Below are 23,118 nucleotides of genomic sequence, written 5' to 3'. Positions count from 1 at the left end.
TGCTTCGACTTGGCGACCATAAGATGGTCTACTGTCAGATTATGGCAGCAGTCATCTCGAACCACGCGGCGTGTCGAGCGTTGCCCGCCATTCCTTGAGCAGCGCCTGGCGACGACGCGGATAGCGCGTATCTGTTGCATGGAGTTCGGTGATGCGATCGGTGCGAAAATGCCGGAAATCGTGCCGCATCTCGCACCACGCCACCACCACCCGCACCTTGTCGAAGAAGCCCAGCGCAAATGGCCAGACGACACGCTCGGACGCAGCGCCGCCCGCGTCGCGGTAAAGAAAGCCGAGCTTGCGCTCGTTGCGGATGGCCTGCCGTACGAGGCCAAGGTCGATGGTCTCGATGGCCATGGCGGGAGGGCCGACCAGCAGTGTGCTCGCGTCGAGATCCTCGCGCAGATCGTCCGGCAGGACAGCCGCGATCTTGGCCAACGCGTTGGCAGCGGCGGCCGAAAGACGCTGGTCCGGCTGCTTGGCGACCCAGCGCGAGCCGAGCACGATGGCTTCGATCTCCTCGTCGCTGAACATCAGCGGCGGCAGCATGAAGCCGGGCTTGAGCACATAACCGACACCCGCCTCGCCCTCGATCGGCGCGCCCTGGCCCTGCAGCGTGGCGATATCGCGGTAGAGCGTGCGGATCGAAATCCCGAGTTCATCGGCCAGCGCTTGCCCGCTCACCGGCCGGCGATGCCGGCGCAGGCACTGGATCAGGTCGAGCAGGCGTTCGGAGCGGGACATCCGGTAGATTTGCCTGTTTCTTTGACATTGGTCCATCGCGGCCAACCTGAACCGGAGAGGCCGACCTGTCGGACTTGGTTGCGAAGCCGGTTGCCCTATGTCAAAAGCGGCCACCCCGTTCGGAGTTGCCCCCGCTTGAAGTCTTTTCGCGACAAACGCCGCGACAACCGTCCACATCCATCCGCGAAGGGTGCGGCGGACGTGTCGCGTCCGCGTCCCGGCCAGGCTCCCGCCAGACCGGAAGCGCCACCGCGCGAGCGCCATGAGGCGAAGACGGAAAGTCGTTCCGAACCGAACTCGGCGCCGCGCATCCTGGCCCGCCGCGAAGGCGCTCTGCCCGCCGAACATCTTCCCGTGATCCTGGAAGTGGCGCCGAATGCCGATTATGCGCTCCTCGACAGCGGCACCGGCCAAAAGCTCGAACAATATGGCCCCTACCGTATCGTACGGCCCGAGGGCCAGGCGATCTGGCAAAAGGCCTTACCGGCAAAAGAATGGGAGCGCGCCGACGCCATCTTCACCGGTGATACCGACGAGGAAGGTATCGGCCGCTGGCGTTTCCCCAAGGTGCCGCTCGGCGAGACCTGGCCGATGAAGCATGACGGCATCGACTATCTCGGCCGTTTCACCTCGTTTCGCCATGTCGGCGTCTTTCCCGAGCAGGCCTCGCACTGGGACCACATGGCCGGGCTGATCGCGGCGGCGAAGCGGCCGGTCAAGGTGCTGAACCTGTTCGGCTATACCGGTCTTGCCTCGCTGGTGGCGGCCCGCGCCGGCGCCGAGGTCACCCATGTCGATGCCTCGAAGAAAGCGATCGGCTGGGCCCGCCAAAACCAGGAAATGGCGGGGCTTGGCAGTAAGCCGATCCGCTGGATCATCGACGATGCGGTGAAATTCGCCGAGCGCGAGGAGCGCCGCGGCAGCCGCTATGACATCATCTTGTTCGACCCGCCGGCCTATGGCCGCGGCCCCAAGGGCGAGGTCTGGCAATTGTTCGAGGACCTGCCTGATTTGACCGACCTTTGCCGCGCGATCCTGACGCCGAAGCCGCTCGCCGTGGTGCTAACCGCTTATTCGATCCGCGCCTCCTTCTTCGCCATCCACGCCTTGATGCGCGATACGTTTGCCGGCATGGGCGGCAAGATTGAATCGGGTGAGCTGATCATCCGTGAAAAGTCCGCCGGCCGGGCGCTCTCGACCTCATTGTTTTCGCGTTGGGTGGCTGAATGAACGAGCGGCATGCAGGCGCACCTGGCCAGGTGAAGGAGGTCACCAGCCTCGCCAATCCGCTGGTCAAGGACATCAAGGCGCTCGCTCAGAAGAAGTTCCGCGACCAGCAGAACGCCTTCATGGCCGAGGGGCTGAAGCTGGTCATCGATGCGCTCGATCTCGGCTGGCAGATCAGGACATTGGTTTTCGCCAAAGCCGGGCGCGGCAATGCGGCGGTGGAGAAGGTGGCCGCACGCACCGTTGCCGCAGGCGGCATGGTGCTAGAAGTGTCGGAAAAGGTGCTGGTCGCCATCACCCGCCGCGACAATCCGCAAATGGTGGTGGGCGTCTTTTCGCAGAAATTCCTCGCCTTGAAGGATGTGCGCGCCGACAATGGCGACGTCTGGGTGGCACTCGATCGGGTACGCGATCCCGGCAATCTCGGCACCGTCATCCGCACCGTCGATGCCGTCGGCGCCAAAGGCGTCATTCTGGTCGGCGATACCACTGATCCATTCTCCGTGGAGACGGTGCGCGCCACCATGGGTTCGATCTTTGCCGTGCCGGTAGCCAAGGCGACAACCGAGGCTTTCCTTGCCTGGCGGGGCGGCTTCTCAGGCCTCGTCGCCGGAACCCACCTGAAAGGCGCCGTCGACTACCGCTCGGTCGATTTTTCCCGCGGGCCCGTGCTGCTGATGATGGGCAACGAGCAGCAGGGGCTGCCCGAAAGCCTGGCTGCGAGCTGCGACAGGCTGCTCAGGATTCCGCAAGCGGGCCGTGCCGATTCGCTCAATCTGGCCGTCGCCACCGGCATCATGCTGTTCGAGATCCGGCGCGGCGCGCTGAAGCTCGAGCCAATCCTGGACCAGCAATGAAGGTTGCCTGCCCGTGAGATCATGGTCTCCCTACGCACTGCTCGTCGTCGCGGCCATCGCGCTCGACCAGTGGATAAAGTACCTGGTCGAGGCCGGTCTGCCTTTTCAGGAAAAGGTTGATCTGTTGCCCTTCCTGGCGCTGTTTCGCACCTACAATACCGGCATCGCCTTCTCGATGTTCTCATCCTTCGGCGACACCGGGCTGATCGTCATTTCGCTCGCCGTCGTTGCCTTCGTGCTGTTCCTGGCGACGCGGATCGCGCCGTCCCAGATCCTTGCCCGCACCGGCTTTGCGCTGATCGTCGGCGGCGCGCTCGGCAACCTGATCGACCGCGCCGTCTACGGCCACGTCATCGACTACATCCTGTTCCACACGACGGTCTGGTCGTTCGCCGTCTTCAACCTTGCCGACGCCTTCATCTCGGTGGGCGCGGCACTGGTCGTCTTCGACGAGCTGTTCGGCTGGCGGCGCGAGCCCGGGCCGTCCAACGCCAAGCCTTCCAAAGCCATGCCTTCCAAGGCCAAGTCTTCGAAGGCCAAGTCTTCGAAGGATTGACCCCGTGCCGCCATCGCCGCACAGTTCATGTCGCCAAACACGATCGCGGAGAAAGACATGTCCGAAACCTTCAAAGCCATCCTCGTTTCGCGTGACGCCGAGAAAAAGCAGTCGGTAACCGTGACCGATCTCACCGACGCCGACCTGATGGAAGGCGATGTCACCATCGCGGTCGAGGCAACGACGGTGAACTACAAGGATGGCCTGGCGATCACAGGCAAGGCGCCGGTGATCCGCCGCTGGCCGCTGGTGCCGGGCATCGATTTCGCCGGCACCGTCATCTCGTCTTCCCATCCCGACTGGCGCGCCGGTGACAAAGCCATCCTGAACGGCTGGGGCGTCGGCGAAACCCATTTCGGCGCCTATGCTGGCCGCGCCCGTGTCAAAGGCGACTGGCTGGTGCCGCTGCCGCAGGGCATCAGCCCGCATGACGCGATGGCCGTCGGCACCGCAGGCTATACCGCCATGCTCTGCGTCATGGCCCTGGAGCGGCACGGCATCCTGCCCGATCGCGGCCCGGTGGTGGTGACGGGGGCGGCCGGCGGTGTCGGCTCGGTCGCGGTCTCGATCCTGTCCAGCCTCGGCTACCATGTCATTGCTTCCACCGGCCGCAATGCCGAAAGCTCCTATCTGATCGACCTTGGCGCCGCCGAAGTGATATCGCGCGACGAGCTTGCCCAGCCGGCCAAGCCGCTGGCCAAGGAGCGCTGGGCCGGCGGCATCGACGCAGTTGGCAGCCACACGCTGGCCAATGTGCTCTCGATGACCTCCTATGGCGGCGCGGTCGCCGCCTGCGGCCTGGCCGGCGGCATGGACCTGCCGACCAGCGTCGCGCCCTTCATCCTGCGCGGCGTCTCATTGCTCGGCATCGATTCAGTGATGGCGCCGAAAGCAGTCCGCCTCGAGGCATGGCGCCGCATCGGCACCGACCTCGATCTTCAGAAGCTCGCCAGCCTGTCCAGCACCATCGGGTTCGACGGCATCGTCGATGCCGCGCGCGACATCGTCGACGGCAAGATCCGCGGCCGCGTCGTCGTGGATATGTGACTCCGCCCAACTGCCGGAAGGATGGAATCGCCAGATCTGCGGCAAACCCGCCGCGCCTCGGCAAAAAGCGCTCATCCGCTAAAATTCGAACGATCCGCCGCAATTTTCCATAATCTCTGTCTGGCAAGGATTTCGCATGATCGCGGAATCCGGCAGCCAACAGGCGGACACTGGCGACGACGTCGATGCGGTGCTCCCGCCGCTTGTGCCCGAGCCGGAATTCTCCAGGCGCGAAAGCCTGCCCTTTCTGACATTCGTCGCCATCGTGGTGGTGGCCGGGCTGGCGCATCTGACCGGGGCACCAATCTTCATTAGCGTCGCATTGCTGGCAACCGGTCTTGCCGGTCTTGCCCTGCATCTGCGCGCCAGGCGGAGCGAACATCGCACCTCTGCCCTTCTTGACGAAACCACTGCCCGCAGCCGCGCCGAGATCGAGACGCTGGCCGACCGCATGTGGGAGATGCAGGAGAGCGATGAGCGCTTTCGCGGCCTGATCGACGCGCTTGGCGATCTCGTCATCCATCGCGACCGCGATGGCTACATCGTCTATGCCAACAAGGTCTTCGCCGATCTCGTCGAGATCGACCAGCGCGACCTTGCCGGCAAGACCCTGGCAGAACTGGGCATCGAGGTCGGCATGGTTCCCGATGCCGCCTTTTCCGACCATGAGTGCCTGAGTTCCACCGATGTCTCTATCAGCACGCCGAGCGGGCAGCGCTGGTTCTCCTGGATCGAACTGTCGGTGCGCGACAAGGACAGCGGCGCGGTTTCGCACCGCGCCATCGCCCGCGACATCACCGCCCGCAAACGCGCCGAATCCTCGCTGATCACCGCACGCGAACGGGCCGAATATGCCAGCCAGGCCAAATCGCGCTTCCTCGCCACCGTCAGCCATGAAATCCGCACCCCGATGAACGGCATCATGGGGATGGCCAGGTTGCTCGCCGACACCAGCCTGTCGCCGGAGCAGCAAACCTATGTCGGCGCGGTCTCGACCTCGGCCAGCGCATTGCTTGCCCTGATCGAGGATCTTCTCGACTATTCCAAGATCGAAGCCGGGCGTTTCGACCCCGAGCCGCAGCCGATGTCGGTGCGCGAGATCGCCGACAACATCATCGAATTGCTGGCAGCGCGGGCTTTCGCCAAGGATATCGGGCTGGGTTGCCATGTCGAACCCGACGTGCCGCAATTGATCACCGCCGATCCGGGCAAGGTGAGGCAGGTGCTTCTCAACCTCATCGGCAACGCCATCAAGTTCACCGACAGCGGCGGCGTGCTGGTGAGCATTGCACGCGCACGCACCGAAACCAGCGACCGCATATGCTTCACCATCGCCGATACCGGTCCGGGCCTTCGTGATGCCGACCTGGAGCGCATTTTCGAGGAGTTCGAGCAGGCCGACGGCACGTCGACACGCACGCATGGCGGGGCCGGCCTCGGCCTTGCCATCTCCAGGCGCCTGGTGGCCGCCATGGGCGGCACGATCTCGGTATCCAGCCGGCTCGGCCAGGGATCCGAGTTCGTCTTCGAAATCCCTGCGATAGCGGCCACCGAAGCGCCGCAGGGCCACCAGAATGCTCTCTCGGGCAGACGCGCGGTGATCCTGTCGAAGAACGCCGTCGAGGCCGACGCCATCGCCCGCACCATCCGCGCCAATGGCGGCGCGGTCGACATCGCCACCACTGCCGCACAGGCCGCGCCTTTCGCCGCCGGCTGCGATGCGATCCTGGTCGATGCAGCGATGGAAGAAGGCGACGGAAGGCTGCTCAAGCGCCTGCGCCAAAGCGGTTTCTCCGACTGTGAGGCGATCACGCTGATCGCGCCGACCGATCGCGGCATGCTTGGCGAGTTCCGAGCCAGCGGCTACGCAACCTTCCTGGCCAGACCGGTGCGTGGCGGAACACTTCTGCGTGTGCTGTTGAGCAGCCATGCTCCGAGCCTCGGCCCGCCGCAGCCGGAAAGGCGCGGCGCGCCGACGCTGCGCGCCATCGGCAACCGCCAGCGCGGCCTGTCGGTGCTGATCGCCGAGGACAATGACATCAACGCCATGCTGGCCCGCGCCACGCTGCTGAAGGCCGGGCATCGCGTCAAGGTGGTCGGCAACGGCAAGGCCGCCGTCGAGGCTGTCACCGGCGCCGCGCACAAGGACCGCTTCGACGTGGTCTTGATGGATCTCCACATGCCGGTCATGGACGGGCTGGACGCGATTGCCGCCATCCGCCGCCATGAGGAAGAAAGTGCAGTGCGGCCGGTGCCGATCATGGTGCTGTCGGCCGACAGCCAGGAAAAGACCCGTCATGCGGTGTTGGCCCATGGCGCCAGCGGCTTTGTCACCAAGCCGCTCGACCCCGAGGCGCTGGTCAATGCCGTCGAGGGGCAGGTCGTCGCGGCCTGAGCTTTCCACCGCCATTCGGCACGGGCGATCACTTAAACGTAGCCGGTTGATCGTATTCGCCAGCCGACGAAGTATTGCCCATGACGTCGTATCACGGTACTGTCACAATCCTGTTGCACCTACACCGTATCCCCGTGCCAAGAGGGATGGCTCGAAGGAGAATCACTCGTGCATACAGTTATGCCGGAATGTGACACTCGGCCGAACGCCAGCAGCGCCTTGCTTGCCGGACGTAACGTCGATTTCGTCATAAAGGGCGCTGCGCTGGGCCGTATAGGCAATCTTGAAGTGCGGCTCGCTCGCAACGAGGCCGAGATCGCGGCCGCGCAGGAAGTGCGCTACCGGGTGTTCTACGACGAACTTGGCGCCAGGAAGGACCTGTTCCAGGCCCATGACCGCCGGGACGCCGATCGGTTCGATCCGCTCTGCGACCATCTGCTGGTTTTGGACACCACGCTTTCCGGTCCCGAACATCGCCGCATCGTCGGCACATATCGGCTGCTGCGGCAAGAAATCGCGGCCACGGCCGGTGGCTTCTATTCCGAAGGTGAATTCGAGCTGACCAAGCTCATCGCCCGCCACCCCGGCCAGCGCTTCCTTGAACTCGGCCGCTCCTGCGTGTTGCCGGAATACCGCTCGAAGCGCACCATCGAGGCGTTGTGGCAAGGCATCTGGGCTTACATCAACCATTACGAAATCGGTGTGATGACCGGCTGCGCGTCCTTTCACGGCACCGTGCCGGCGGCGCATGCCGAGGCGCTCACCTACCTAGCCCACCACTGCCGGACGAACTCGGCCTGGGACGTGCGCGCGGTGTCCGGGCGCTATTGCTCGATGGATCTGATGCCGATCGAGGCCGTCAATGCCAAGGCGGCGATCGCCGCGATGCCGCCTTTGGTCAAGGGCTATCTGCGCGTCGGTGCCCGCATCGGCGATGGTTGCGTCATCGATCGCGAATTCTCGACGGTCGATGTGTTCGTCGTGATGCCGGTCAAGGAGATCGGCGCACGCTACGTCAACTATTATGGCGGCGAAGCCCAGCGCTTCGCGGCGTGAGATTGAGTAGGCAGTAGGCAGTAGGCAGTAGTGATGACGCCACGATTAAGCTCCTGTGACTACTGATTATTCCCTATTCCCTATTCCCTATTCCCTATTCCCTATTCCCTATTCCCTATTCCCTATTCCCTATTCCCTATTCCCTATTCCCTATTCCCCATTCCCTATTCCCTCTCTTCACGGAATATCTTCCGGCCGCCTGCCGGGTCGGCTCTTGTAGGACGGAAACGACCAGCCGAATTTGAGCGCACCACCGCGCACGAGGAACGCCGCCGCAAAACCGGCGAGGTCCGAGGCGAGCGGCGGCAGTCCGGCAAGTTCGCCAAGCGTGTAAAGGCCGGCACCCGCAAGGGCCGCCGTAACGTAGATTTCGGGCCTGAGCAGCACCGATGGCTCGCCGGCGAGGAGATCACGCAGAATGCCGCCGAAAGTGGCGGTGAGCACGCCGGTGATGACGGAGACGACCGGCGAACCGGTAATCGCAAGCCCCTTGGCCGCGCCCATCACCGAAAAAGCGGCGAGCCCGACGGCGTCGAGCCAGAGCAGCCATTTCCAGCGCGATTCGACACGATGCGCGCTGAAGAAGACCAGCACCGCAACCGCGGCGCAGACCAGCACATAGCCGGAGTTGGCGACCCAGAAAACCGGCAGGTTGAGGATAACGTCGCGAAGCGTGCCACCGCCTATCCCGGTGACGCTGGCCAGGAACAGGAAGCCGATAATGTCGAGTTGCTTACGCGAAGCCGCCAGCGCCCCGGTCGCCGCGAAGACGGCGACACCGGCATAGTCAAGAAGCGCGATAGGGTTCATGAGGCCAAGGCAGTAGGGATTAGGGATTGGGCAGTATGAATAGCACGAAGCCGCGCGATGATACGACTGCCCTAGTTTCCTACTGCCTACTGCCTACTGCCTATTCCCTGCCTCACGCATCTTTCTCGGCCTGTTCGTTCACCGGCCCCGGCTCAACCGGTGCTTCAGCGGCGGCGAACTTTGGCCCGCCCTTGGCGACGCCCACCATGGCCGGGCGCAGCACGCGGTCGCCGATCGAATAGCCCGGCTGCACGACCTGGACCACGGTGTTGGCCGGGACATCCGGATTGGGCACTTCGAACATCGCCTGGTGGAAATTGGGATCGAACCTCTCGCCTTCAGGCGCGAGCTTCTTGACCCCATGCCGTTCCAGCGCCGACAGCATGGCGCGCTCGGTGAGGTCGACGCCTTCGATCAGCGCCTTGAAGCCGGCGTCACCCGATGCCTTGGCCTCGGCGGGAATCGCATCCAGCGCGCGGCGCAGATTGTCCGACACCGACAACATGTCGCGGGCGAAATTCGCGACCGCGTAGGTGCGCGCATCGTGCACATCGCGCGCCGTGCGGCGACGCAGGTTTTCCATCTCGGCCGCCACGCGCAGCGCGCGGTCCTTCAGCTCTTCATTTTCCTTCAGCAGCCGCACAAGGGCTTCATAATCACCGTCGGTGCTGCCTTCCGTGCGCTCGACTGTGGGCTCGGTCGCCTCGACTTCATCGGGCGCGCGTTCGTCTTTTGCCTGGTCGCTCATCGCCGTTTCCCGTCAATCTCGAATGATGTGGATTTTGTGCCCGATATCGATGTTTGGCGGCCAAAAATCAAGGGGTAAGCGACTATGGAAGCCGCCGGCCAAGGCCGGGCAATGACAGGCAAGACATTTCGACTTTAATTCAAATTTTACCTTAACCGCCGGCTTTGCTTGCCACACAGGCATGATGGGGGAACCATTCTCTTGCTGCAGGAGTTTCGAAGCCGAGACAGGATTTTGAGATGATGACCCGCAACATGGGCGAAAAGGCAGAGGGGCTGGCCATCGAGATCAGGCGCCAGTTCGGCGCCGAGGCGGTGACCCGCTTTCTGCGCACCTTGCCGGCCTTCCGCACCGAAGCCGACATCCCCGACCGGCTCAGAGAATTGCTCGACCGCCTCGATGGGGCGGAGCGCGGTGACATCGGCTGGCGCCGGCCGTAACGCAACAATCGATCTTGGCAGCAAACCTCCTATCGGCAATAGCCGGGGAGAGCCGAACCATCTAAGGATAGAGGGTTGGTTCAAATGGAGGACGTAATGCGCAAGGTTTCGATTACCTCATCGCTGATGGCGCTTGTCGGCCTCGGCGCCATCACCTTGGCGGCCTTTCCGGCACAAGCAGACAATCTGCAGCTGCAATTGGGCAAACATGGCCCGCGGCTGAAGCTCATGGAAGATTGCGACCCCGCCTACGACGATTGCGAAGGTCCCCGTCGCGACGATCGGCGCGACCGGCGTCAACGAGGCTGCACGGAAGACCGGGCTCTCGACAAGGCAGAGCGAATGGGCATCCGCCGCGCAAGAATTGAGTCCGTCGGCCGCCGGGAGATCACGGTCCGCGGCAGACAGGGTGGCGACCGCGTGCGCGTGACTTTTGGCACCGAGCGCGGCTGTCCTATCCTCGATCGCGAATAGCGGTCGACGTCATCAGCAGGTTGAGCTGGCGGTTGGCTGGCTCGACCGCCAAGCCACGCGACAATTACGCACAGTAATTTTGCGTGATGTTGCCTTGCGGCGGCGAAGCACCGCGCCTATGCTTCCTGATGAACATGATTTCCCCTGAGGCGGTGGCCAACAGCAAGCGCGCCTGGCTGAAGATTCTCGCCCGCTACAAGAAGCCCGACAGGCGGCGCAGCGCCGTCGAACTCGCCATCACCCTCATTCCATTCGCCATACTCTGGGGACTGTCCTCGGCGGCTTATGCCTATGGCCATTGGTGGGGACTGGTCCTCATCCTTCCCGCGGCCGGGTTTCTGGTGCGCATCTTCATGATCCAGCACGACTGCGGCCACGGCTCCTTCTTCGCCAATCGCTACGCCGACGACTGGATTGGCCGCGCGCTCGGCATCCTGACGCTGACGCCCTACGATTGCTGGCGGCGTGCCCACGCGACGCACCACGCCAGCGCCGGCAATCTTGACGAACGCGGCATGGGCGACATCCGGACGCTGACCGTTGCAGAATACCGGCAGATGTCGTGGCGAGGCCGCCTCGCCTACCGTCTCTATCGCCACCCGCTGGTGATGTTCGGGCTCGGTCCGATCTGGCTGTTCATCTTCGAGCAAAGGCTCCCCGTCGGCATGATGCGCGGCGGCCTGACCCCTTGGGTGTCGTCGATGACCACCAATCTTGGCATCGCGGTCGCAGCAGCCATCCTCATCTGGTTCGTCGGCCCGGGCGCTTTCCTGGTGGTCCACCTGCCGATCGTCATCCTCGCCGGTTCGGCCGGCATCTGGCTGTTCTACGTCCAGCACCAGTTCGAGGAAACGGAATGGGCGAAGGATGCCGACTGGGAATTCCAGCACGCTGCCCTGCACGGATCGTCCTATTACGATCTACCGCCGGTGCTGAACTGGCTCACCGGGAACATCGGTGTCCATCACGTCCATCATCTCTCCGCCAAGGTGCCGTGCTACCGGTTGCAGGAAGTGCTGCGGGATTATCCCGAGTTGCGCGACATCGGCCGTGTCACGCTGCTCGAAAGTTTGCGCTGCGTCAAACTGGCATTGTGGGACGAAAACCGCCGCAAGCTGGTGTCGTTCCGCGAGGCACGGGCGGCGGCTTAAGCAATTCCAGGAGAAGTTTGAACGGTTTCCCAGGGAAAGCGCGTAACGTTTTCCCTGGGCAATTGCGTCATAACAAAAGGACCGCCGCGCTATGGTGCCGCGGCCTGGAGCTCCGATCAGGCAGCCCTGATCATGTCGGCGGCCTTTTCGGCGATCATGATGGTTGGGGCATTGGTGTTGCCACCAATCAGTGTCGGCATCACCGAGGCGTCCACGACACGCAAGGCTTCAAGCCCGCGCACCTTGAGTTGCGGATCGACCACCGCCATCTCGTCGACCCCCATCCGACAGGAGCCGACCGGGTGATAGACCGTGTCGGCGCGGGTACGGATATGGGTCATCAGATCGGCATCGCTCGGCTCGCCGGCGATGTGCATTTCCTTGTGCCGGTAGCGCGTCAGCGCCGGCGAAGCCAGCACCTGCCGGGTGATCCTCACGCCTTTCAGCAGCAGTTCCGCATCGCGCTGGTCGCCGAGAAAGCGCGGATCGATGCGTGGCGCGGCAAGTGGATCGGCGCTGGCCAGCCCAACCTCGCCACGCGAGTGCGGTCGCAATATGCAGACATGACAGGAAAAGCCGAAGCCGTAGTGCAGCGTGCGCGCATGGTTTTCGACGAGCCCGATGACGAATTGCAGCTGCAGGTCAGGGCGCTCAAGCGCCGGGTCGGATTTGACGAAAGCGCCGCTCTCGGCCGACGGCGAGGCGATCAGCCCGGTTCCATCCCGCCGCCACTGCGCGATGTGCCTGAGGAAACCCCACGCGCCGCGCGGGCTCATACCGAGCATATCGGTGTCCTTCGATCTCCAGCCGACGATAAAATCGAGGTGGTCCTGCAGGTTCTTGCCGACGCCCGGCAATTCGTGGACGACGGGAACGCCATGCACGGCAAGTTCGGCCGCCGGCCCGATACCCGACAGCAACAGAAGCTGCGGCGAACCGAAGGCACCACCGCAGAGGATCACCTCGCGCGACGCCTGTGCCACTGCCTCGCCTTTGCGCGTCCGGTAGCGGATGCCGGTGGCGCGCTTGCCGGCAAGGACAATGCCTGTGGCGTGCGCCCGCGTGATCACGGTCAGATTGGTCCGCTGCATCACCGGATGGAGATAGGCGGCGGCAGTCGAACAGCGCTCGCCATTACGGGCGCCACCGGCAAACTGGGTCACTTGGAAATAGCCGGCGCCCTCTTGTTCCGGTCCGTTGAAATCGTCCGAGGCGCGAATCTGGTTTTCGGCACAAGCCTCTATGAAGGCTTTGGCGATCGGCCTCGGCGAGCGCTGGTTCGACACTTTCAGCGGGCCGTCCCCGCCATGCAAGGCATCAGTGCCGCGCTCATTGCCCTCGGCGCGCCGGAAATAGGGCAGAACCTCATCCCACGACCAGCCCTCGCAGCCCAGATTTGCCCATTCGTCATAGTCGCTGCGATGGCCCCTGACATAGAGCATTGCATTGATGGCGCTGGAGCCGCCCAGCGCCTTGCCGCGCGGCTGGTAGCCCTTGCGGCCGCCAAGACCTTGCTGCGGCACGGTTTCGAAGGCCCAGTTGTTGATCCTGGGCCGGCCGGAAAGCATGCCGATAATGCCAGCCGGAGCGCGGATCAGCATATCCCTGCCCTCGCCGCCAGCTTCGATCAGGCAGACCGTTTTCGATGGATCTTCCGAAAGCCGCGCGGCAAGCGCACAGCCGGCGGACCCACCGCCGGCTATGACATAGTCGTAACGCATGAAGACCCCTCCCCGATCGTCCACGGATTTTCCATCCGGATGATCAAGAGAAGGCCTGAACACGACTGATGTAAAGACGCGCGGAATTACCGCTACGTCAGCTGCTGCGAACGCGCCGCCAGGAGTATTTCGGGCCTTTTGGTTCCGGCACCGCGGCTGGCTGGTAGTAGAGCCCCAATCCGCCGGTGCGGCCCTCCTCCAGGCGCTTCAACAGCACGGGGTTCGATATCTCGAACTCGTCGAAGCCCAGCCGCAGCATATGCGGAAGTTGGTCGACCAGCACCTGGCCGGTGGCGCGAACGGCACCTTCGAAATGGTAGCGGCCGCGCAGCAGTTCTCCCTTGGAGAAGGAGCGGCCGTCGCTGAAGGCCGGAAAGGCCAATGCTACCAGCGACAGCTGGTCGAGCAGGTCGGCGATCTTCTCGAGCTGATCACCCGGCTGCAGCAGGACGCCGAGCCGTTCCTTGGCCGAGCGGCGCACCTCCGGATCCAGATCGAGGAAGACTTGCAACGGCAGGATGAAGCGGCCGTTGCCGGACAGCGCATCGGCGCTTTCGGCATGCGTCCACTCATCGTCGTGAAAACCCGCAGGGGTCCAGAGTCGGGTCTCCGGTGTCGTCGGTTCAGTCATCAAAAAGTTCCTAAATAGTCAAACGAACCAAGGATGTGTTGAGATTCAGGTCAGGCTGCGCCGAAAATGGCGGCTTCCGAGAACCGGAGCGGAGCGTACTTGAAGTACGTGAGCACCGGAAGCGCAGGAAGCTGCCGTTTGCAGGCCAGCCTCACCTGAATATCAGCATATCCTAAAGGGATGCGTCGGTCAGCGACTTCTCCAGCCCCGACAGGTGAATGCCGCACTCGGTCTTGGCGTGACCGGCCCAGCGGCCGCTGCGCGCGTCCTCGCCCGGCTGCACCGGCTGCGTGCACGGGAAGCAGCCGATCGACAGATAGCCATAGGCGACCAGCGGATTTTCGCGCAGCGCATGCGCGCGCATGTAGTCCGCCTGGTCCGATGTCGTCCAATGCGCCAGCGGATTGATGCGGATGCGCGGACCGACCGCCTCGAACACCGGCAGCGCCGCCCGCGTCGCGGCCTGAAAACGCTTGCGGCCGGTGAGCCAGGCACGAAATGGCGCGACACCGCGCGCCAGCGGCTCCACCTTGCGCACGTCGCAGCAGGCGTCGGTGTTGCTCTGATGCAGATTGCCCGTCGGATCGATCCGTTCGAGTGCTGCTTCCTCGGGTTTGATCACCCTTATATTGGTCAGCCCGAAATCGGCGGCGAGCGCGTCGCGATAGCCGAGCGTCTCCTCGAAATGCTTGCCGGTGTCGAGGAAAATGACCGGCAGCGTCCGGTCGATCTTGGCGATCATGTGCAGCAGCACAGCCGAATCCGCGCCGAACGACGACACCGCCGCGATCTCGTCGAGGAACAGTTCGCGGGCCGAGCGTTCGATGATCTCGATCGGCTTCAGATGACCATAGAGCGCATCGAGCCCCGCCGCTTTGGCGGCGATACCGTCATCGACGTCTCCAATACGGTCAAGCGGCCTTGGCTTCGCCAGCATAGAGCGCCTCCTTGAACGGCGCGGGACCGACTCGGCGGTAGGCGTCGATGAATTTCTCTTGTGGGTCGAGCCGGAGGCCGAGATAGGTCTCGACGATCTGCTCGATGGCGTCGGTGATCTCTTCCGACGAGAAGCCGCGGCCGATGATCTCGCCGACCGAGGTGTTTTCGTCGGCCGAGCCGCCCAGCGTCACCTGATAGAGCTCAGAGCCCTTCTTCTCGACCCCGAGGATGCCGATATGGCCGACATGGTGATGACCGCAGGCGTTGATGCAGCCGGAGATCTTCAGCTTCAGTTCGCCGATCTCGCGCTGCCGCTCAAGCGAAGCGAAGCGGCGCGAGATTTCCTGCGCGATCGGGATCGAGCGCGCCGTGGCCAGCGCACAGTAGTCGAGGCCCGGGCAAGCGATGATGTCCGATATCAGGTTGGAATTGGCCGTCGCCAGGCCGATGCCGACCAGCGCATCATAGACCGCCTTGAGGTCGGCGCGGGCCACATGCGGCAGGATCAGGTTCTGCTCATGGCTGACGCGCAGCTCGTCAAAGCCATATTTCTCGGCGATGTCGGCGATTGCTTCCATCTGGCTGTCCGAGGCGTCGCCGGGCACCTCGCCGATGCCCTTCAGCGAGATCGTCACCGCCGCATAGTCGGGATGGCGGTGCGTCACGACATTCTGGTCGAGCCACTCCGAGAACCCTTTGGAATCGAGCCGCGCCAGCTTGACCGCTTGGTCGCCTTCCGGCCGTCCGGCGAGCACCGGTGGCGCGAAATAGGCCTCGATGGCGCGGATGTCGGCTTCCGGCAGCTTCAGCTCGGCGTCCTTCAACTCCTGCCACTCGGCCTCGACCTGGCGGGTGATCTCCTCGACGCCGGTCTCATGGACGAGGATCTTGATGCGCGCCTTGTACTTGTTGTCGCGGCGGCCATAGAGGTTGTAAACGCGCAGGATCGCCGTGCAGTAGGACAGGAGGTCGGCTTCCGGCAGGAAGTCGCGGATCTTGCGGGCAACCATCGGCGTGCGGCCCTGGCCGCCGCCGATATAGACGGCGAAACCGAGTTCGCCGGCGGCGTTCTTCTTCAGGTGCAGGCCGATGTCGTGGGTCTGAATGGCGGCGCGGTCGCGCTCGGCACCCGTCACCGCGATCTTGAACTTGCGCGGCAGGAACGAGAACTCCGGATGCACCGACGACCACTGCCGCAGGATTTCCGCGTAGGGACGCGGATCGGCGACTTCGTCGGCGGCAGCGCCGGCGAAGTGGTCGGCGGTGACATTGCGAATGCAATTGCCGCTGGTCTGGATGGCATGCATCTCGACACTTGCGAGATCCGCCAGGATCGCCGGAATATCAGACAGCGCCGGCCAGTTGAACTGGATGTTCTGGCGGGTGGTGAAATGGCCATAGCCTTTGTCGTATTTGCGGGCGATGTGACCAAGCATGCGCAACTGCTTGCCGTTCAGCGTGCCGTAAGGCACCGCGATGCGCAGCATGTAGGCATGCAGTTGAAGATAGACGCCATTCATCAGCCTCAAGGGCCGGAACTGGTCCTCGGTGATCTCGCCGGCAAGACGACGCTGCACCTGGTCGCTGAACTCGGCGACGCGGGCCTGGACAAAATCGTGGTCGAACTCATCGTAACGGTACATGCTTGGTCTTTCAGGGCGCGTCCGCCCATGCCTGGTGTCTTGGTTATGCTGCCCGCGCAGCCTGCTTGCCGAGATCGTTGCGAATGGTCGGGCCGGCAGCGCGGATCTTCTCCCGCAGCCGCACCGGTTGGACGACACCGTTGACGACTTCAGCGTCGATCAAATTGACGTCGACCACTTCGTTGGCGGCATAGGCCTTGGCGCCGATCGCCTCGAGCCTGTTCTCGGCTGCCTTGTCATCGGCGAGGTCGGCATGGTCCACCGTCTCCGCCCAGCCGCCATCGGCGTACCAGACAGCAATGCCGTCGGTGAGGCGGTTGGCGGTCAGTATCTTCATGGCTGAACTCCTTCGGCGATCGAACTGGACGCACCTTCATGCCTGTGTGCCGCCAGCGGCTCGGATCGCTCAAAATTGGCGCCGGCGACCGCATCGCCGATGATGGTCATGACCGGGCCGGAAAGATCGGCGCGCGCTTCCAGCGACGGCAGGTCGGCAAGCGTGCCGTGGAAGCGACGCCGGTTGGCGAGGCTGGCATTCTCGACCACGGCCACCGCAGTGTCCGGCGACAGACCGGCCTCGATCAGCCGTCCGGCAACCTCGGCGGCCACCGAGCGGCCCATATAAACGGCAACGGTGGCGCCGGAAATGGCGAGCTTGGCCCAGTCGGGCAGCGAATTGCCCTTGAGGTCGTGGCCGGTGGTGAACACCATCGACGAGGAGACACCGCGCAAGGTCAGCGGCAGTTCGAAATCGGCGGCGGCAGCAAAGGCCGCGGTGACACCCGGAACCACCTCATAACCGATTCCGGCATCACGAAGTGCCGCCATCTCTTCGCCGGCCCGGCCGAACACCAGCGGATCGCCTGACTTCAGCCGCACGACACGCTTGCCTTCACGACCAAGCTCGACCAGCAGCGCATTGATCTCAGCCTGGCTCTTGGTGTGGCAGCCCTTACGTTTTCCGACCGGCAGGCGCTCGGCATCGCGGCGCCCCATGGCAACGACCGCCTCGGGCACCAGCGCGTCATGGACGATGACATCGGCTTCCATCAGCAGACGATGGGCCCGCAAGGTCAAAAGATCCTCGGCGCCCGGACCGGCGCCAACCAGCGCGATGTGACCGCAAGCGGGCGTGTCCGACAGCAGAAGATCGACGGCAGCTTCATGCGCCTGCGAAAGCTGGCCGGCTTCGGCCGCGCGCGCAGGAGCGCCAGAGAAGAAATCATTCCAGAAGCGGCGGCGGGCATTGCCTTTCGGCAGCAGCTTCTCGGCAGCCCCGCGAAACGACGCCGCAAGAATTGCCAGCGGCCCGAGCGACGGCGACAGCATGCGGTCGATGCGGCCGCGCAACATCTGGGCAAGCACCGGGCCTGCACCTTCGGTGCCGATGGCGATGGCGACCGGCGCGCGGTTGACCAGCGCCGGGGTGAAGAAATCGCAAAGCTCAGGCCGATCGACGGCATTGACCGGAATGCTTAGGCGGCGCGCATCCGCAGCCACCCGACGGTCGAGTTCCTCGTCGCCGCTGGCGGCAAACACCATGATCGCGCCTTCGAGCTGCGATGCGTCGTAAGCGGCGGCAAAATGGCTCGCGCCGGCCTGGACGATGAAGGCGAGCAGATCGGGCTCGGCGTGTTCCGCGATGATCCGCAGGACCGCGCTCGACTGTCCGATCAGCCGCGCCTTGGCGAGTGCCTCTTCGCCGCCGCCGACGATGGCCACGGCTTCGCCCTCGACCCGCATGAACACGGGGAAGGCGCTGAGCTTGGGAGCAGTGTGCGACATGGACGCGAGCGGAATCCTGAATGAGCTTGCAGTTCTACGCGCGGGCGCGAGAAACCAGAAGGAACGCACTCGCGCATCCCTTGTCGGGATGCAATTGCTTTTCTGAAAGCATCCCGGCCAAGAGAAAAATATTTCTCGTTTGCAGATGGAGCGGATTCAAGCTGCTGTCGCAGGCCTTGTTTTCCGGGTCTTTTAGCGCCTAGGGAGAAAAGCCGCAAAACTGTTTTTTCTAAATTCTACCAAATTAGTAGATTAAAGCCGCGAACTCTGGATAGCCGGAATGTCCAACGCCGACGCGGCGGCCGACTGGAACATTAGTGGCTCGGGGCGCGTTCTCAAAAGGCCTGTCATATCGGATCGAAACCCCGGCTGCGGAACGCCCCGAAAGGCCACCACGCGGCTGAAAAGGAGCCTGTCATCATGAACACAATCATACTCAAGCACGGTATCTGGGTCATGGTGGCCGATGGCGAGAAGGCGCTTTTCCTCAGGAACGCCGGCGACAACAAATATCCGAATCTCGAGGTGGTGCAGGAAATACAGCAGGACAACCCGCCCACCCGCGAGCAAGGCAGCGACAGCCCGGGCCGGTACAATGATGGTCCCTCCGTACACCGCAGCGCAGTCGAGGATACGGACTGGCACCGCATCGGCAAGGAGCGTTTCGCCGATGAAATCGCCGCCCGGCTCTACAAGCTCGCGCATGACGGCGAATTCAACGAGATCGTGCTCGTCGCACCGCCAGTGGTGCTTGGGACAATGCGCAAAAAGCTGCACAAGGAGGTCGAGGACAAGGTGACCGCCGAAATTCCCAAGACTTTGACCAACCATGCCATACCGGAAATCGAGGCCCTGCTGCGGGCAGGCTGATCATTGTCGATCGGCCCTGACGGATCGAGACGAATAGCACCGCACAAATTCCGATCCGGCCGGCAGCTTCTCAGCTGCCGGTCAAATTTTTGCGGCAGCGCAGTCGATTTCACGGCTTTGCGGGTTGCATCGCCGACATACCATCCACCATATTGCAAAACAGGCGGCGGCTCTTGGGCGGCGCTCATCCAACATCGCTGTTTTTGAAAGGCGCTCCATAGACAATGCCGCATGACACGCCCCTTATCGCCACCATCGTCGCCGGTCTGGGGCTGGCTTTCGTCTTCGGGGCTCTCGCCAACCGCTTCCGTATCCCGCCGCTGGTCGGTTATCTCGTAGCCGGCGTGCTGGTCGGGCCGAACACCCCTGGCTTCGTCGCCGATGCCGGCCTTGCCAACGAACTGGCCGAAATCGGGGTCATCCTCCTGATGTTCGGCGTCGGGTTGCACTTCTCGTTGAAGGATCTTCTGTCGGTGCGCGCCATAGCCGTGCCGGGCGCCGTCGTCCAGATCGGCTTTGCCACCGCACTCGGTGCCGGGTTGTCGTGGATGCTCGGCTGGTCGATGGGCGCGGGACTGGTGTTCGGCCTGGCACTATCGGTCGCCTCGACGGTCGTGCTGCTGCGCGCTCTGCAAGAGCGGCGGATGATCCAGACCGAGCGCGGCCGCATCGCTGTCGGCTGGCTGATCGTCGAGGATCTGGCCATGGTGCTGGCGCTGGTGCTGCTGCCGGCGCTGGCCGGCGTGCTCGGCGGCCAGGAGCAGACCGACGCCCATGCAAGCGGGCTGCTGTCGCTGCCGGCCAGCTACGGCATCTGGGGCGTCGTCGGCATCACGCTGGCCAAGGTCGCCGCCTTCGTCGTCGTCATGCTGGTGGTCGGCCGCCGGGTCATCCCCTGGATCCTGCACTATGTCGCCCACACTGGCTCGCGCGAGCTCTTCCGGCTGGCGGTGCTTGCCATAGCGCTCGGCGTCGCCTTTGGCGCGGCCAAACTGTTTGGGGTCTCACTGGCGCTGGGCGCATTCTTCGCCGGCATGATCATGAGCGAATCCGAACTCAGTCACCGTGCCGCCGAAGAATCCTTGCCGCTGCGCGATGCCTTTTCCGTGTTGTTCTTCGTCTCGGTCGGCATGCTGTTCGACCCGTTCAGCCTGATCAGCAATGGCTGGCCGATCCTGGCGACGCTGGCCATCATCGTCATCGGCAAATCGCTGGCGGCGTTCGTCATCGTCGTTGCCTTCGGCTATCCCCTGGCCACCGCATTGATGATTTCGGCAAGCCTTGCCCAGATCGGCGAATTCTCCTTCATCCTGGCCGAGCTCGGCGTCGGGCTGAAACTGTTGCCCGAACAAGGTCGCGACCTCATTCTGGCCGGCGCCATCCTGTCGATCGTCCTCAACCCGCTGATGTTCCTGGCCATCGACTGGATGAAGCCGTGGCTGGAACGGCGCGCCGCCAGGACGGCACCGCCGGTCGAAGCAAAACCGGTTGGTCCGGCGACGGAGCCGGGCCAGGTGGCCTCTGTCGCGGCAACGGCGAAAAGGGAGGACGGGCCGCCGCCCAAGACGGCACTCACAGGCCATGTCATCCTGATCGGCTACGGCCGTGTCGGTGGCCTGGTCGGCTCGGCGCTGAAAGACGCGGCACTGCCCTTCCTGGTCATCGAGGACGCCGACAAGACGCTGGCGAGGCTGAAAGCGGACAGCATCGAGACCGTCGCCGGCAATGCGGCCAATGCCGAAGTGTTCGCCGCCGCCAATCCCGAAGGCGCCAGCCGGCTGATCCTTGCCATCCCCAATGCCTTCGAAGCCGGTCAGATCGTTCTCCGAGCCCGCGCCGCCAACCCTGGCATCAACGTCATCGCCCGTGCCCATTCCGATGCCGAGGTCGAACATCTCAAGGGTTTGGGCGCCGATACGGTGATCATGGGTGAACGCGAGATTGCGCGCGGGATTGTGGAAGAAGTTCTCGGTTCCAAACCGGAGTTGAGGCGCGAAACCGCCGAGCCATCGGTGGCCTGAGTCCCAAGCCCAAGCTGCACTCTCGCGCGCTGGCAACGCGATCGGCTCGACCCAGCCTTCAAGTGAGCATTACGCCACGAATGCAGAGCCGCCATTTTGCGCGATACCACTGAGGTATTTGGCCGGCGGCTTCCCAAGCGCCTTCTTGAACATGGTGATGAAGGCCGTGACCGAACCATAGCCGAGATCGCCCGAGACTTGCTGGACACTCTTGCCGGAAGCCAGTTCCCGAATTGCAACAATCAAGTGCAATTGCTGGCGCCAGCGCCCGAAACTCAGCCCTGTCTCCTTTGTCACAAGGCGGGCGAGGCTGCTCTCGCTGAGCGCCATGCGCTTGGCCCAGTCCGCCAGCGTGCTGCGGTCGGCAGGGTCTTGCGCCAACGCCTCGGCGATCCTGTTCAAGCGCGGCTCGGATGAGATCGGCAGGTGCAATTGCTGGACAGGCATGCGTGGCAATTCGGTGAGCAGCATTTTGGTCAAGAGTTCGCCCCTCGCCTCGTCGTCCTGCAGCCGATCGGAAAGCTCGATGATCAATTCGCGCAGCAGTGGCGAGATCGAAAGCGTGCAGCACCGCTCCGGCAGGTCGGCCGCTCCCGGCTCTATGTAGACGAAAAAAATCCGGGCGTTGGCGGTTGCGACATTGCTGTGCTCCATGCCGCCGGGGATCCACACCCCGCAATGCGGCGGCACCATCCATAGACCGCTTGGAACGCGGCATGTGATGCCGCCGCCGAGCGCGAAGACGAGCTGGCCTTTGCGGTGCCGGTGGGCGGGGACTTCCGCTCGGGTGTCGGGGATGTCGACGCGCACGGCAATCGCCAACGCGGAAGGGTCATCCACATCGAGATCAAGCCAGGGGTAGCTGAGGGGCCGTCTCATGATTGACTGCTATTAGCGATGAAACGCCATGATAGCTAAATTCTTTAACCGCGGAAGTCGATAGGCTCCGGTTCGCGCAGGGTTGATCTCGTGACGCTGCGCGCCATCGCCGGTATGGCTCGCTACCTACGTGGGTACTCAGCTTGCCGTGCTTTCCAACGCAAGCTGGCAACGACAAGCCAGCAACAAGGTACGCCATGCTCGCCCTGGTCATCTTTCCCGAAAGCGCGACCGGGTTGAGGCTCGCCGACGTCGCCGAGCCTCAACCGGCCTCGAATGAAGCGCTTGTCTCGGTCCACGCGACTTCGTTGAATCGCGGCGAACTGCGCCTGCTTGCCATACGCCCCAAGGGCTGGATACCCGGCCAGGACATTGCGGGGATTGTCGAACGAAGAGCAGCCGATGGTTCCGGGCCAACCGTCGGCGCCCGGGTTGTCGCGTTGGTCGACGAGGCTGGTTGGACCGAACGCATCGCAGTCCCAACCGACCGTCTCGCCGCCCTGCCGGATGACGTCAGCTTCGTTTCCGCAGCCACGCTTCCTGTCGCCGGTACGACGGCGCTGAGGACTCTACGCCATGGCGGGGACCTCGCCGGCCAGCAGGTCTTGATCACCGGCGCAAGCGGTGCGGTCGGTCGTTTCCAGATCCAGCTCGCCCGCCATCAGGGCGGATTCGTGACCGCTGTCGCCGCCGCCCGGCACGCTGAGGATCTCCGCGGCCTCGGAGCCAGGCAGGTTGTCGAAGCGATAGACCTGGCCGAGGGGCCGTTCTCGCTGATTACCGAGTCGGTTGGCGGCCAAAGCCTCGCATGCGCGATCGAACGCGTCGCCCCTGGCGGGACCATCGTCATGTTCGGTTCGAGCAGCGGCGAACTAACGCCCGTCGGATTTCGCCAGTTCGTTCCGGATCATGAAGGAGCGAGGCTTCAGACCTTCGCCTACTACACGTCCGGTCCAGGCATTGGCGAGGACATCGCCTCGCTGCTCGCTCTGGTCGCAGCCGGCCGGCTCGAAACACGCGTGGCCTTGACCGTGCCATGGACAGACATCGCCCAAGCGCTGGACGCACTGCGACAGCGCAGCTTCAGCGGCAAGGCCGTTCTCACCATAACAGGATGAGCATCC

Annotated in this window: 22 protein-coding genes; 12 read left to right on the top strand and 10 right to left on the bottom strand. The window is 63.7% G+C overall.

Annotated features, from left to right (window positions below; genetic code table 11):
- Nucleotides 1–51: 51 nt before the first annotated feature.
- On the bottom strand, nt 52–744 hold the full coding sequence (locus tag NKJ67_RS07800; RefSeq protein WP_352440856.1) for a helix-turn-helix transcriptional regulator: 693 nt from the start codon (nt 742–744) through the stop codon (nt 52–54).
- 135 nt (nt 745–879) lie between these two features.
- On the opposite strand from NKJ67_RS07800, the gene NKJ67_RS07795 reads away from it, so the two are divergent.
- The 6 genes from NKJ67_RS07795 (at nt 880) to olsB (ending at nt 7,882) form a co-directional block, all read left to right on the top strand.
- Entirely contained in the window at nt 880–1,974 is a 1,095-nt protein-coding gene (locus tag NKJ67_RS07795; protein WP_128303213.1) for an RsmD family RNA methyltransferase, read from the top strand.
- Complete coding sequence (locus NKJ67_RS07790) at nt 1,971–2,828, top strand: TrmH family RNA methyltransferase (RefSeq protein WP_013529576.1); 858 nt, start codon at nt 1,971–1,973, stop codon at nt 2,826–2,828. The genes NKJ67_RS07795 and NKJ67_RS07790 overlap by 4 nt, the downstream gene beginning before the upstream one ends.
- 13 nt (nt 2,829–2,841) lie before the next feature.
- Nucleotides 2,842–3,384: a signal peptidase II gene (lspA, locus tag NKJ67_RS07785; protein WP_023812529.1), complete on the top strand. Its 543-nt coding sequence runs from the start codon at nt 2,842–2,844 to the stop codon at nt 3,382–3,384.
- A gap of 57 nt (nt 3,385–3,441) precedes the next feature.
- Nucleotides 3,442–4,431, top strand: a complete 990-nt coding sequence (acuI, locus tag NKJ67_RS07780; protein ID WP_352580976.1) for an acrylyl-CoA reductase (NADPH) — start codon at nt 3,442–3,444, stop codon at nt 4,429–4,431.
- Nucleotides 4,432–4,567: 136 nt separating this feature from the next.
- The gene (locus NKJ67_RS07775; protein ID WP_352440854.1) at nt 4,568–6,826 is read left to right on the top strand and encodes a response regulator; all 2,259 of its coding nucleotides are present in this window, start codon (nt 4,568–4,570) and stop codon (nt 6,824–6,826) included.
- A 180-nt stretch (nt 6,827–7,006) separates the two neighbouring features.
- Nucleotides 7,007–7,882, top strand: a complete 876-nt coding sequence (gene olsB / locus NKJ67_RS07770; RefSeq protein ID WP_502905188.1) for a l-ornithine N(alpha)-acyltransferase — start codon at nt 7,007–7,009, stop codon at nt 7,880–7,882.
- A gap of 177 nt (nt 7,883–8,059) precedes the next feature.
- On the opposite strand, the gene NKJ67_RS07765 is transcribed toward olsB, so the two are convergent.
- A complete protein-coding gene (locus tag NKJ67_RS07765; RefSeq protein ID WP_352440853.1) occupies nt 8,060–8,692 on the bottom strand; it encodes a trimeric intracellular cation channel family protein in 633 nt (210 codons plus the stop codon).
- A gap of 112 nt (nt 8,693–8,804) precedes the next feature.
- Nucleotides 8,805–9,440, bottom strand: coding sequence for a nucleotide exchange factor GrpE (gene grpE / locus NKJ67_RS07760; RefSeq protein ID WP_352580974.1), 636 nt, complete (start codon nt 9,438–9,440; stop codon nt 8,805–8,807).
- A gap of 239 nt (nt 9,441–9,679) precedes the next feature.
- On the opposite strand from grpE, the gene NKJ67_RS07755 reads away from it, so the two are divergent.
- From NKJ67_RS07755 to NKJ67_RS07745, 3 genes are all read left to right on the top strand, one after another.
- Nucleotides 9,680–9,880, top strand: a complete 201-nt coding sequence (locus NKJ67_RS07755) for a hypothetical protein (RefSeq protein WP_023812523.1) — start codon at nt 9,680–9,682, stop codon at nt 9,878–9,880.
- Nucleotides 9,881–9,976: 96 nt separating this feature from the next.
- Complete coding sequence (locus tag NKJ67_RS07750) at nt 9,977–10,354, top strand: hypothetical protein (RefSeq protein WP_164780323.1); 378 nt, start codon at nt 9,977–9,979, stop codon at nt 10,352–10,354.
- A 128-nt stretch (nt 10,355–10,482) separates the two neighbouring features.
- Complete coding sequence (locus NKJ67_RS07745; RefSeq protein WP_023812521.1) at nt 10,483–11,505, top strand: fatty acid desaturase; 1,023 nt, start codon at nt 10,483–10,485, stop codon at nt 11,503–11,505.
- 116 nt (nt 11,506–11,621) lie between these two features.
- Here NKJ67_RS07745 and NKJ67_RS07740 read toward each other — a convergent pair whose 3' ends face one another.
- The 6 genes from NKJ67_RS07740 to cysG form a co-directional block, all read right to left on the bottom strand.
- The gene (locus tag NKJ67_RS07740) at nt 11,622–13,226 is read right to left on the bottom strand and encodes a GMC family oxidoreductase (protein WP_127319285.1); all 1,605 of its coding nucleotides are present in this window, start codon (nt 13,224–13,226) and stop codon (nt 11,622–11,624) included.
- Nucleotides 13,227–13,323: 97 nt separating this feature from the next.
- The gene (locus tag NKJ67_RS07735; RefSeq protein ID WP_352580973.1) at nt 13,324–13,857 is read right to left on the bottom strand and encodes a DUF934 domain-containing protein; all 534 of its coding nucleotides are present in this window, start codon (nt 13,855–13,857) and stop codon (nt 13,324–13,326) included.
- A 172-nt stretch (nt 13,858–14,029) separates the two neighbouring features.
- A complete protein-coding gene (locus NKJ67_RS07730; RefSeq protein ID WP_127272509.1) occupies nt 14,030–14,794 on the bottom strand; it encodes a phosphoadenylyl-sulfate reductase in 765 nt (254 codons plus the stop codon).
- Nucleotides 14,769–16,439 (bottom strand): nitrite/sulfite reductase, encoded by a 1,671-nt coding sequence (locus tag NKJ67_RS07725; RefSeq protein WP_127272508.1) that lies wholly within the window; start codon nt 16,437–16,439, stop codon nt 14,769–14,771. The genes NKJ67_RS07730 and NKJ67_RS07725 overlap by 26 nt, the downstream gene beginning before the upstream one ends.
- 43 nt (nt 16,440–16,482) lie before the next feature.
- The gene (locus tag NKJ67_RS07720; protein WP_352580972.1) at nt 16,483–16,776 is read right to left on the bottom strand and encodes a DUF2849 domain-containing protein; all 294 of its coding nucleotides are present in this window, start codon (nt 16,774–16,776) and stop codon (nt 16,483–16,485) included.
- Complete coding sequence (gene cysG, locus NKJ67_RS07715) at nt 16,773–18,224, bottom strand: siroheme synthase CysG (protein ID WP_352580970.1); 1,452 nt, start codon at nt 18,222–18,224, stop codon at nt 16,773–16,775. Before cysG ends, NKJ67_RS07720 begins: the two co-directional genes overlap by 4 nt.
- 420 nt (nt 18,225–18,644) lie before the next feature.
- Here cysG and NKJ67_RS07710 point away from each other — a divergent pair, with 420 nt between their 5' ends.
- The gene (locus tag NKJ67_RS07710) at nt 18,645–19,094 is read left to right on the top strand and encodes a baeRF12 domain-containing protein (RefSeq protein WP_127271043.1); all 450 of its coding nucleotides are present in this window, start codon (nt 18,645–18,647) and stop codon (nt 19,092–19,094) included.
- A 224-nt stretch (nt 19,095–19,318) separates the two neighbouring features.
- On the top strand, nt 19,319–21,115 hold the full coding sequence (locus NKJ67_RS07705) for a cation:proton antiporter domain-containing protein (protein WP_352580969.1): 1,797 nt from the start codon (nt 19,319–19,321) through the stop codon (nt 21,113–21,115).
- A 69-nt stretch (nt 21,116–21,184) separates the two neighbouring features.
- On the opposite strand, the gene NKJ67_RS07700 is transcribed toward NKJ67_RS07705, so the two are convergent.
- A complete protein-coding gene (locus tag NKJ67_RS07700) occupies nt 21,185–21,994 on the bottom strand; it encodes an AraC family transcriptional regulator (RefSeq protein ID WP_352580968.1) in 810 nt (269 codons plus the stop codon).
- A gap of 197 nt (nt 21,995–22,191) precedes the next feature.
- Between NKJ67_RS07700 and NKJ67_RS07695 the strand changes: the two genes are divergently transcribed.
- The gene (locus NKJ67_RS07695; protein ID WP_352580967.1) at nt 22,192–23,112 is read left to right on the top strand and encodes a zinc-binding dehydrogenase; all 921 of its coding nucleotides are present in this window, start codon (nt 22,192–22,194) and stop codon (nt 23,110–23,112) included.
- The last annotated feature ends 6 nt before the right edge of the window (nt 23,113–23,118 follow it).

Source organism: Mesorhizobium sp. M0088 (assembly GCF_040322895.1).
Classification (GTDB): Bacteria; Pseudomonadota; Alphaproteobacteria; order Rhizobiales; family Rhizobiaceae; genus Mesorhizobium.
Note: the sequence above shows the minus strand (reverse complement) of the source record. Positions and strands in the feature narration are given on the sequence as shown.

Excerpts from the sequence above, each read along its gene's own strand:
- olsB (WP_502905188.1), top strand. The coding sequence starts at position 7,007 with ATGCCGGAATGTGACACTCGGCCGAACGCCAGCAGCGCCTTGCTTGCC.
- NKJ67_RS07790 (WP_013529576.1), top strand. The coding sequence starts at position 1,971 with ATGAACGAGCGGCATGCAGGCGCACCTGGCCAGGTGAAGGAGGTCACC.
- NKJ67_RS07750 (WP_164780323.1), top strand. The coding sequence starts at position 9,977 with ATGCGCAAGGTTTCGATTACCTCATCGCTGATGGCGCTTGTCGGCCTC.
- NKJ67_RS07710 (WP_127271043.1), top strand. The coding sequence starts at position 18,645 with ATGAACACAATCATACTCAAGCACGGTATCTGGGTCATGGTGGCCGAT.
- NKJ67_RS07730 (WP_127272509.1), bottom strand. The coding sequence starts at position 14,794 with ATGCTGGCGAAGCCAAGGCCGCTTGACCGTATTGGAGACGTCGATGAC.
- NKJ67_RS07735 (WP_352580973.1), bottom strand. The coding sequence starts at position 13,857 with ATGACTGAACCGACGACACCGGAGACCCGACTCTGGACCCCTGCGGGT.
- NKJ67_RS07765 (WP_352440853.1), bottom strand. The coding sequence starts at position 8,692 with ATGAACCCTATCGCGCTTCTTGACTATGCCGGTGTCGCCGTCTTCGCG.
- NKJ67_RS07800 (WP_352440856.1), bottom strand. The coding sequence starts at position 744 with ATGTCCCGCTCCGAACGCCTGCTCGACCTGATCCAGTGCCTGCGCCGG.
- NKJ67_RS07740 (WP_127319285.1), bottom strand. The coding sequence starts at position 13,226 with ATGCGTTACGACTATGTCATAGCCGGCGGTGGGTCCGCCGGCTGTGCG.
- NKJ67_RS07745 (WP_023812521.1), top strand. The coding sequence starts at position 10,483 with ATGAACATGATTTCCCCTGAGGCGGTGGCCAACAGCAAGCGCGCCTGG.
- NKJ67_RS07705 (WP_352580969.1), top strand. The coding sequence starts at position 19,319 with ATGCCGCATGACACGCCCCTTATCGCCACCATCGTCGCCGGTCTGGGG.
- NKJ67_RS07775 (WP_352440854.1), top strand. The coding sequence starts at position 4,568 with ATGATCGCGGAATCCGGCAGCCAACAGGCGGACACTGGCGACGACGTC.
- NKJ67_RS07720 (WP_352580972.1), bottom strand. The coding sequence starts at position 16,776 with ATGAAGATACTGACCGCCAACCGCCTCACCGACGGCATTGCTGTCTGG.
- acuI (WP_352580976.1), top strand. The coding sequence starts at position 3,442 with ATGTCCGAAACCTTCAAAGCCATCCTCGTTTCGCGTGACGCCGAGAAA.
- grpE (WP_352580974.1), bottom strand. The coding sequence starts at position 9,440 with ATGAGCGACCAGGCAAAAGACGAACGCGCGCCCGATGAAGTCGAGGCG.
- NKJ67_RS07755 (WP_023812523.1), top strand. The coding sequence starts at position 9,680 with ATGATGACCCGCAACATGGGCGAAAAGGCAGAGGGGCTGGCCATCGAG.
- cysG (WP_352580970.1), bottom strand. The coding sequence starts at position 18,224 with ATGTCGCACACTGCTCCCAAGCTCAGCGCCTTCCCCGTGTTCATGCGG.
- NKJ67_RS07700 (WP_352580968.1), bottom strand. The coding sequence starts at position 21,994 with ATGAGACGGCCCCTCAGCTACCCCTGGCTTGATCTCGATGTGGATGAC.
- NKJ67_RS07695 (WP_352580967.1), top strand. The coding sequence starts at position 22,192 with ATGCTCGCCCTGGTCATCTTTCCCGAAAGCGCGACCGGGTTGAGGCTC.
- NKJ67_RS07725 (WP_127272508.1), bottom strand. The coding sequence starts at position 16,439 with ATGTACCGTTACGATGAGTTCGACCACGATTTTGTCCAGGCCCGCGTC.